The sequence below is a fragment of the Aeromicrobium sp. REDSEA-S32_B7 genome, assembly GCF_001626145.1.
GTDB lineage: Bacteria > Actinomycetota > Actinomycetes > Propionibacteriales > Nocardioidaceae > Aeromicrobium > Aeromicrobium erythreum.
Window position 1 is genome coordinate 1 of sequence record NZ_LUNF01000172.1, and the last position, 9,063, is coordinate 9,063.

The following is a 9,063-nucleotide window of genomic DNA, read 5'->3' on the forward strand; positions in this document are numbered from 1 at the left end:
CGGAAGACCTCCATGCCGAACCGCGAGGAGTCGAACCGGGGGGCGCCGAACGTCATCATCTCGATGGCGCAGCAGGCCAGCCCGAACGTGGCGGGCCAGAACGACGCCTTGCGCATGTAGCCGGCGAGGCCCTCGACCGTCGAGAGCAGGACGCCGCTGGGCAGCTTCTCCTCGAGACCCATCAGGTCCACTCCATTCCACCGCGGCGCCACTCGTAGGCGTACGCGATCGTGACGTTGACGAGGAAGAGCAGGATCGCGAAGACGGCGAACCAGCTCATCTGGTCGAAGGCGACGGCGAAGGGGTAGAGGAAGACGATCTCGATGTCGAAGACGATGAACATCATCGCGGTGAAGAAGTACTTGACGCTGACCTTGCCGCCGCCGTCGGGGAGCGGGCTGGGCTCGATGCCGGACTCGTAGCGGTCGAGCTTGGCGCGGTTGTACCGCTTCGGCCCGGTGAGCGGCGCGATCGCGATGCTGAACACGGCGAACCCGGCCGCGAGGGCGCCCAGGACGAGGACCGGTGTGTACTCGTTCACCGTCACCTCCAGCATGTGTGGGCGTGGGGTCTTCCCGAGGTCGTGACCTTGTGAACTACTTCACAACGTGACCTGCGCCTCACTCTACGCCCGCCGAGGGGCGTGTGTAACTGAGGTCACACTAAGTCGAGGTGCGGAGTCCGGTGAGGTGGTGTTTGCGCAGGTCAGACGTGGTGTGGCTCGCCCGTGACGACGTGGTCGGCGTGTCCGAGAGCCTCGAGGAGGAGGCGACGCAGGTGTCCGCCGACGAGCGTGTACCGCACGCGGCGGCCCTCGCGGTGCGCCTCGACGAGTCCGGCCAGTCGCAGCTTCGCCAGGTGCTGGCTCACCGACGTCCGGCTCGCGCCGACCGTGTCGGCGAGCGTGGTGACGTCGGCGTCCTGACGGGCCAGCACCCACAGCAGGTGCAGGCGGGTGCGGTCGGAGAGCAGGCCGAACACCTCCGACGCCTCGGCCAGGCGCTCGGGCGTCGGCTCGACGTCGTGCCGCAGGCTGGGCGCAGGCTCGATCGCCCGCCCGCCCCTGCCGCCGTCGCTCACGTCGTCATTGTGTCGCAGCCAGGGTCGCGCAGGGGTCGGCGCGCCGGTCGCCCCGGTCAGGCGTGTCCCCCGTGCGCGTTTGCGTGGGGCCCCACGCAAACGCGCACTCACGCCGCATGTCTGCGGTGGGCGGAGCCTGTTTGCGTGGGGCCCCACGCAAACAGGCGGGAGCGGGAGGGGTGGGGGCGCAGCGCCCCGACGAGGGCGACGGCGGCGAGCCCACCCAGGACGGCGAGGGCCAGCCGTGGCGACGTCTGCACGGCCACGAGCCCGGCGAGCGGGTAGGTGAGCAGGTAGCAGGCGTGCGACCAGGCGAAGTGTCCGGCGAACAGGAGCGTCAGGCGTCGACCCTCGCCCTGCGCGCGCAGCACCTGCCCCGACGGCGTGAGGACGAGCGACGACCCCAGGCCAAGGACGGCCCACGTCGCGACGAGCCCAGCACCCCCGTCGCCCACTGCCGCGGCGACGAGCAGCGCGAGGGCCACGACGCCCCCACCCCAGCACATCGGGGTCCACGGCTCCCCCGTCCAACGCGAGACGAGCACCGCACCGACCACCGAGCCGGCCCCGAACACGGCGAGCACGACACCGACCTCGGACTCGCCCCAGCCGACGTCGGCCACCAGCGTCGCCGTGAGGACGAGGGCCGACGCGTAGGCGCAGGCCGCGACGAGGTCGAGCAGGAGCAGCCGGCGCAGGTCGGCCACCCGCACGAACGTCACGAACCCGCCGCTGCGCTCCTCCCGACCTCCGGCCGGCGTCGCGGCGGCGGGCGGTCGTGCGGCCAGCACCCAGACCAGCGAGCCGACGAAGCCGACGGCGGACAGCAGGAACAGCGAGCGGGCGTCGACCAGCACGAGCGCCAGCGCCGCGACGGCGGGACTCACCACCGCCTCGGCGTCGCAGGCGACCCGCGACAGCGACAGCGCCTGCCGGTAGTCGTCCTCCTCCGGCAGCACCCGCGGCAGGAGGGCCTGGTAGGCAGGCGTGAACCCGGCCGACGCCGCCTGCAGCACCAGGACGAGCACGTAGACCTGCCAGGTGGCGTCCACGAGCGGCAGCGACGCCGCGACCGCGACGCGCACGACGTCGGCCCCGACGAGCACGCGCACCGGCGCCCACCCGGCGGTCAGCCGCGCGATCCAGGGCGACAGCGCGACGTAGGCGACGATCTTGACCGTCATCGCCGTCGCCAGCACCCCGGCCGCCTGCGGTCCCGCGAGGTCGGCGGCGAGCAGGGCGAGCGCGACGGTCAGCACGCCCGTGCCGAGCAGCCCGCTCAGCTGGGCGGCGAAGAGCCGGGCGTAGCGCGGGTGGCGGCGCAGCGTCGTGAGCACAGTTCATTGTGTGCACATCCGCGCACATGTGCAAGCGACAAGCGCCGTGCGTCGTGGACGGGGCGTCGCCGGCTGCGGTCGGTCTCGGCCTGCTGGTGCGCTGCCTCGGCTCGCGCTGGAGGTGGCCTCCGAGAAGGCCTCGACCGGCTGGCTGGGAGCGGCGTCTGGTCGGGTTCTCGGGGTGCGGGCTGGGTGGGCGGTAGGTGACGCGCGTGTCCCTGGGCTCGGAGGTAGGTGACGCGTGGAATGAGAGGCTCTTACCGCGCGTCACCTACCTCCGCCTCCGCAGGAAGCGCGCGCCACCTACCGCCCCCACGCCGCACCCGGCCGCAGCCCGGGGCCCCCCGAGCATCGCGCCATCGGCCCGGTCGAGGCCTCTCGAAGACCACACCCAGCGCGGGCCGAGGCAGCGCACCGGCGGGTCGAGGACCGTCACAGGCGGCGCACCAACAGGCCGGGACGGACCGCGACCGGCGCATCGCCCGACGGGACCACCGCAGGCGACGCACCAGCAGGTCCGGACGGACGAACGTCAGGGGCGGAAGGAGTGGTGCAGCGCCACGATGCCGCCCGAGAGGTTGTGCCACTCCACGCGACCCCAGCCCGCCTCGACCATGCGCAGGGCAAGGCCCTTCTGGTCGGGCCAGGCGCGGATCGACTCCGCCAGGTAGACGTACGACTCCGGGTTCGACGACGTCCGACGCGCGATCGACGGCAGCGCCCGCATCAGGTAGTTCGAGTAGACCGCCGCGAACGGCTCCCACGTGGGCGTGGAGAACTCGCACACGACGATCCGACCGCCCGGTCGGGTCACGCGTCGCAGCTCGCGCAGACCCTGCAGCGGGTCGTGGATGTTGCGCAGGCCGAAGGAGATCGTCACCGCGTCGAAGGAGGCGTCGGCGAACGGCAGGCGCATGCCGTCACCGGCGACGAACGGCAGGTGCGCGAACCGGCGGCGGCCCTCCTGCAGCATGCCGAGGGAGAAGTCGCAGGGCACGACCGTGGCGCCCGCCTCGCGGAACGGTTCGCTGGAGGTCCCGGTGCCGGCGGCGAGGTCGAGGATGCGCTCGCCCGGCTTCGGGGCCACGAGGTCGACGACCTTGCGACGCCACCGGCGGTCCTGACCGAGGGACAGCACGTCGTTCGTCACGTCGTAGCGCTGGGCGACGGTGTCGAACATGCGCGCGACGTCGCGGGGCTCCTTGTCCAGTCCGGCTCGGCTCACCCCGCAAGCGTCCCACGAGTAGGCTCGATCGGGTGACGAGCCCTCCCCCCGTGGCAGCTGCGGCGAGCCCCCTGCCGTCGCCGCTCGTCGCCCGCACCGTCGAGGTCGACGACCCCGGACCGCTGCTCGCGCTGCTGCACCGCGACACCGACGCGGTCGCCTGGGTGCACCACGGCGACGGTCTGGTCGGCTGGGGTCGCGCGGCGTCGCTGTCCGTCGACGGACCCGACCGGTTCGACCGCGCGCACCGCTGGTGGCGCGAGGTCACGCGGCACAGCGTCACGCGCGACGAGGTGCACGTGCCCGGCAGCGGACTTGTGGCATTCGGCAGCTTCGCGTTCGCCGACGACGGCCGCGGCAGCAGCCTCGTCGTGCCCGAGGTGGTCGTGGGCCGCCGCGACGGACGCAGCTGGGTCACGGTCGTCGGCACGTCGATCTCCTCCCCGCCGTCGCTCACGCCCACCGACCCGCCGCAGCACCCGCACGGCGTGGAGCTCGTCGACGGGTCGGTCGACAGCGACGCCTGGCAGGACGTGGTGGCCGAGGCGGTGCGCCGCATCTCCGCCGGCCAGCTCGACAAGGTCGTGCTCGCCCGCGACCTGGTCGCCGAGCTCGACACGCCGCTCGACGTCCGCTCGCCGCTGCGCCGGCTGGCCCGCGACTACCCCGGATGCTGGACATTCCACGTCGACGGCTTCTTCGGGTCCACGCCGGAGATGCTGGTGCGTCTCGAGCGCGGGCTGGTGACGTCGCGCGTCCTGGCCGGCACGATCCGCCGCACGGGCGACGACACCCGCGACCTCGCGCTCGCCGCGTCACTGGCCCGCTCGAGCAAGGACCTCGAGGAGCACGAGTACGCCGTCCGGTCGGTCGCCGACGCGCTCGACCCGCACTGCTCGTCGATGAACGTCCCCGAGGCACCGTTCGTGCTGCACCTGCCCAACGTGATGCACCTGGCCACCGACGTGACGGCCGTGCTGCGGGGCGACGCGAGCGCGCTGAACCTCGTGGCCGCCCTGCACCCGTCGGCGGCGGTCGGCGGGACGCCCACCGACGCGGCCGTCGCGCTCATCGCGGAGATCGAGGGTCTCGACCGCGGACGCTACGCCGGCCCGGTGGGGTGGATCGGTGCGGAGGGCGACGGCGAGTGGGGCATCGGCCTACGGTCGGCGCAGCTGGAGGACGAGGGCCGCCGCGTGCGCCTGTTCGCGGGCTGCGGCATCGTCGCCGACTCGGTGCCGGCCGACGAGCTGGCCGAGAGCCAGGCCAAGCTCGTCCCCGTGCGCGACGCCCTGGCCTGAACCTCTCCCGTTTCGGACACCTCCGGGGCGCTCTCGCGCCGAGAACGCCCCGGAAGCGTCCACCACTCAGGGCTTGAGCGTCTTCTTGCCGCCGTGCAGCAGCGTGACGATGAGGTTCAGACCCTTCTCGTCCTTCACGGTCCGCTTGAACGACGTGAGGTTCAGCGGCGGTGCGTAGCGCTGCCGGGTGATGGCCTTGGCGTACGTGAACTCCTTCAGGCCGTCGGGACCGTGGATGCGGCCGAAGCCCGACTCCCCGACACCGCCGAACGGCAGGCCGGGCACGCCGGCGAAGGTGATGATGCCGTTGACCGACGTCATGCCCGAGCGGATGCGTCGGGCGATCTCCACGCCATGGCGCTTGGAGAACACGGCGCCGGCGAGCCCGTACTTGCCGGCGTTCGTGAGTCGGACGGCCTCGTCCATGTCGCGCACCGGGTTGATCGCGAGCGTCGGGCCGAAGGTCTCCTCGGTGATCGCCGTCGACGTCTCGGGCACGTGGGTGAGGATCGTCGGCTGCACGAACCGCTCCCCGACCGCGTCGGCACCACCGACGACGGCCGTGGCGCCCCGGTCGAGCGCGTCCTGGACGTGACCGCGGATGACGTCGACCTGCGACGGCATGGTGATCGGCCCGATCTTGGCGCCCGCGTCGGTCCCGGCGCGCAGCCCCTTGGCCTGCTCGGTGATCTCGGCGACGAACGCGTCGAAGACCTTCTCGTGCACGTAGACGCGCTCGGTGCCGATGCACGTCTGGCCCGCGTTGGACATGCCGCCCCACAGCGCGGCCTCGGCGGCCTTGGCGATGTTGGCGTCCTCGTCGACGATGAGCGAGTCCTTGCCGCCCGCCTCGATGACGACGGGGGTGAGCCGCTCGGCGCACGCCGCCATGACCTTCTTGCCGGTGGCCGTAGAGCCGGTGAACGCCAGCTTGTCGACACCGGAGGTGCACAGCGCGGCACCCGTGGCACCCAGGCCCGTGATCGCCTGCAGCACCGGGATGCCGCCGACGACCTCGGCGAACGTCTCGGCGAGCCACACGCCGACACCCGGCGTGTACTCGCTCGGCTTGAACACCACGGTGTTGCCGGCCGCCAGCGCGTAGGCGATCGAACCCATCGGGGTGAAGACCGGGTAGTTCCACGGGCCGATGACGCCCACGACGCCGAGCGGCTTGTACTCCACCGTCGACTTCTGGTTGGCCATGACGAGGCCGGAGGCCACGCGTTGCGGGCCGAGCACCTTCTTGGCGTGCTTGGCGGCCCACGCGACGTGGTCGATGGCGAGCGCGATCTCGAGCTGGGCGTCGGGGATCGGCTTCCCGGTCTCGCGGTGCGACAGCTCCGACAGCTGCGCGATCCGGCGCGTGATGACGCTGCGCCACGTGAGCAGGTGCTCCGCGCGCTCGTCGAACGTGAGGTTGCCCCACCAGGCGGCGGCGTCGCGGGCCCGCTCGACCGCGAGGGCGACGTCCTCCGGACCCGCGACGGGGTGCACACCGACGAGGTCCCCGGTGGCCGGGTCGAGCGACTCGAAGGTCTCGACGCCGTCGGCCGGGACCGAGGCGGAGGTGGGCGGCGGGGACGGGTGGCGGTCGAACGTCGAGGTCATCGGGACTCCTTCAGCAGGTCGGCGGCCTTCTCGCCGACCATGATCGTGGGGGCGTTGGTGTTGCCACGCGGGACCGCGGGCATGACGGACGCGTCGGCCACGCGCAGACCCTCGACGCCGCGCACGCGCAGCTGCGGGTCGACGACGCTCTCGTCGCCGGTGCCCATCGCACAGGTGGCCACGGGGTGGTAGAGCGTCTGGCAGAGCCGGTTGATCGAGGCGTACACCTGCTCGTCGGTCGGGTCGAGCGACGCGGGCTCCCACGGCGCCTTCACGTACCGGGCCAGGGGACCGTCCTTGAGGATCTCGCAGGCGCGGCGGATGCCGGCGGCGAGCGCCTCGAGGTCGGCGCGGTCGTCGAGGTAGCCGGCCTCGATCTCCGGCTTCCAGCTCGGGTCGGCCGACCGCAGCCGCACGTGGCCGCGGCTCTGCACGCGCACCAGGGTCGCGGCGAGGGTGAGGGCCGGCTGCGTGGGCTCGTGCAGTCCGTTGTCCCAGAAGCCGGTGGGCGCGAAGTGGAACTGCAGGTCGGGCAGGTCGAGGTCGTCGCGCGAGGTGAAGAACGCGCCGGCCTCGGCGACGTTCGACGTGAGCGGACCCCGACCCAGCTTCTGGGCCTTCAGCAGCTGCGGCAGGTTGAGCGACGCGGCGATGTCGGTCGTGCCCTGGGTGTGCGCGAGGACGCCGGAGACCGGGTGGTCCTGCAGGTTCTGCCCGACGCCGGGCAGGTCGACCTGCACGTCGATGCCGTGGTCCTTCAGGTGGGCGGTGGGGCCGATGCCCGACACCATGAGGAGCTGGGGGCTGTTGATGGCGCCGCCCGCGAGGACGACCTCGGCGTTCACGCGCACCGTCTCGGTGAACGCGCCCCGCCGGTAGGTGACGCCGACGGCGCGCTTGGCGCCCTTCGCGCCCTCGAGGTCGATCGACGTCACGAACGCCTCGGTGCGCAGCACCAGGTTCGGGCGCGACAGGGCCGGACGGATGTACGCGTCGGCGACCGACCAGCGTCGACCCTTGCGGCAGGTGACCTGGTAGAGCCCGGCCCCCTCCTGCTCCGCGCCGTTGAAGTCGTCGGTGCGCTTCATGCCGTTCGCGACGGCCGACTCGACGAACGCGTGGCTCAGCTCGTGGTCGTGGCGGCGGTCCTCGACGTGCAGGGGGCCGTCGTTGCCGTGGAAGGAGTTGCGCAGGCGCTGGTTGCCCTCCGACCGCACGAAGTAGGGCAGCACGTCGTCGTAGCCCCAGCCGTCCGCGCCGTAGGCGTCGCGCCACTCGTCGTAGTCGGCGTGGTTGCCGCGGATGTAGATCATCGCGTTCATCGAGGTGCAGCCGCCGAGCGCCTTCATGCGCGGCCAGTCGGCGCGACGGTTGCCGAGGTGCTTCTGCGGCGTGGTCTGGTAGCCCCAGTCCCACGACGTCTTGAACAGCGTCGAGAACCCGGCCGGCAGGTGGATCATGTCGTCGTCGTCCATCGGCCCGGCCTCGAGGAGCAGGACGCGGACGTCGGGGTCCTCCGTGAGTCGCGCGGCGACCACGCCGCCGCCGCTGCCCGACCCGATCACCACGTAGTCGAAGGTCTCGATCCCCATGCCCGTCCTCTCGTCGGCGCGCACGTGACGCACACCACTCACCGTACCGCCGGCATGGTTGCTGCCACCAGGACTGTCACGGTTTCTCGACTGCTGGACGGGATCAATCGACGCAACGCCGTCGGCGCTCAGTCGTCGGCGAGCGCAGCCGCCGTCGCGGAGCGCAGAGCGGCGTCGAGGGCGCGCCGGTCGTCACGTCGCAGGACCACCTCGACCACCTCCAGCCCACCGGTCGGCAAGGCGAGCGCGGCCGCCAGCCCGGCGGGCTCCACGCGTCGGTGCGCCACGCGGTAGCCGGCGCAGAGGGCCCCCAGGTCGGCGCCGGTGGGTGTGGCGAACACGCGCTCGAACGCGTCGGCGTGCTCGGGCCCGCCCTGCTCGAGCGTGGAGAAGATGGCACCGCCGTCGTCGTTGACCACGACGATCGTGAGGTCCGGCTCAGGCTCGTCGGGCCCGAGCACGAGGCCGTTGGCGTCGTGCAGGAAGGTGACGTCGCCGAGCAGCGCGATCGCGCGTGAGGAGTGCGGACGGCCCAGTGCCGCACCCACCGCCGTGGACACCACCCCGTCGATGCCGGCCAGCCCGCGGTTGGCCAGCACCTTGCGCCGGTCGCCCACCGCCCAGCCGCGGATCATCAGGTCCAGGTCGCGGACCGGGTTGGAGGCGCCGACGAGCAGCAGCCGCGGCCGAGGGTCCGCGTCAGGCACGCCGGTCCGACCACCAACGGCGGGTCCTGACCAGCGCCCTGGTCGCACGCTGCGGCAGCGGCTTCTCCAGCTCGGCGCGCACCTCGACGAGGGCGGCGTTCCACGGGCCGTCGCTCCAGGCGGGGTAGGGGTGGATCACCCCGCCGAGGTCGCGGGGACGGTCGCCGCGGCGGACAGCTGCCGTCAGCTCGGCGAGCATCTCCCCGGCCC

Annotated in this window: 7 protein-coding genes and 3 pseudogenes; 1 reads left to right on the forward strand and 9 read right to left on the reverse strand. The window is 72.6% G+C overall.

Annotated elements, in window-relative coordinates; genetic code table 11:
- The 5 genes and pseudogenes from A6Q79_RS12110 to A6Q79_RS12130 form a co-directional block, all read right to left on the reverse strand.
- A pseudogene (locus A6Q79_RS12110) lies at window positions 1-182 on the reverse strand (NADH-quinone oxidoreductase subunit B); the annotation flags it as partial.
- On the reverse strand, window positions 182-541 hold the full coding sequence (locus A6Q79_RS12115; protein WP_067861288.1) for an NADH-quinone oxidoreductase subunit A: 360 nt from the start codon (window positions 539-541) through the stop codon (window positions 182-184). The gene A6Q79_RS12115 and the pseudogene A6Q79_RS12110, both read right to left, overlap by 1 nt.
- Window positions 542-705: 164 nt before the next feature.
- Window positions 706-1,080: a helix-turn-helix transcriptional regulator gene (locus A6Q79_RS12120; RefSeq protein ID WP_236749807.1), complete on the reverse strand. Its 375-nt coding sequence runs from the start codon at window positions 1,078-1,080 to the stop codon at window positions 706-708.
- A gap of 107 nt (window positions 1,081-1,187) precedes the next feature.
- On the reverse strand, window positions 1,188-2,417 hold the full coding sequence (locus A6Q79_RS12125) for an MFS transporter (protein ID WP_286689592.1): 1,230 nt from the start codon (window positions 2,415-2,417) through the stop codon (window positions 1,188-1,190).
- 532 nt (window positions 2,418-2,949) lie between these two features.
- Window positions 2,950-3,642 carry a demethylmenaquinone methyltransferase gene (locus tag A6Q79_RS12130; RefSeq protein ID WP_067854595.1) on the reverse strand — a complete coding sequence of 231 codons (693 nt, stop codon included), beginning with the start codon at window positions 3,640-3,642 and terminating at the stop codon, window positions 2,950-2,952.
- Between the two features lie 32 nt (window positions 3,643-3,674).
- Between A6Q79_RS12130 and A6Q79_RS12135 the strand changes: the two genes are divergently transcribed.
- A complete protein-coding gene (locus tag A6Q79_RS12135) occupies window positions 3,675-4,943 on the forward strand; it encodes an isochorismate synthase (protein WP_317698425.1) in 1,269 nt (422 codons plus the stop codon).
- Window positions 4,944-5,009: 66 nt separating this feature from the next.
- Here the strand turns inward: A6Q79_RS12135 and A6Q79_RS12140 are convergent, their stop codons facing one another.
- From A6Q79_RS12140 to A6Q79_RS12155, 4 genes and pseudogenes are all read right to left on the reverse strand, one after another.
- On the reverse strand, window positions 5,010-6,554 hold the full coding sequence (locus tag A6Q79_RS12140; RefSeq protein ID WP_067854590.1) for an aldehyde dehydrogenase family protein: 1,545 nt from the start codon (window positions 6,552-6,554) through the stop codon (window positions 5,010-5,012).
- On the reverse strand, window positions 6,551-8,146 hold the full coding sequence (locus tag A6Q79_RS12145) for a GMC family oxidoreductase (protein WP_286689593.1): 1,596 nt from the start codon (window positions 8,144-8,146) through the stop codon (window positions 6,551-6,553). The genes A6Q79_RS12140 and A6Q79_RS12145 overlap by 4 nt, the downstream gene beginning before the upstream one ends.
- A gap of 128 nt (window positions 8,147-8,274) precedes the next feature.
- Window positions 8,275-8,742 (reverse strand): annotated as a pseudogene (locus tag A6Q79_RS12150) (2-succinyl-5-enolpyruvyl-6-hydroxy-3-cyclohexene-1-carboxylate synthase); the annotation flags it as partial.
- 103 nt (window positions 8,743-8,845) lie between these two features.
- Window positions 8,846-9,063 (reverse strand): annotated as a pseudogene (locus tag A6Q79_RS12155) (oxidoreductase); the annotation flags it as partial.

Bases quoted from the DNA above. Each gene is read 5' to 3' on its own strand.
- A6Q79_RS12140 (WP_067854590.1), bottom strand. From the start codon at position 6,554: ATGACCTCGACGTTCGACCGCCACCCGTCCCCGCCGCCCACCTCCGCC.
- A6Q79_RS12145 (WP_286689593.1), bottom strand. From the start codon at position 8,146: ATGGGGATCGAGACCTTCGACTACGTGGTGATCGGGTCGGGCAGCGGC.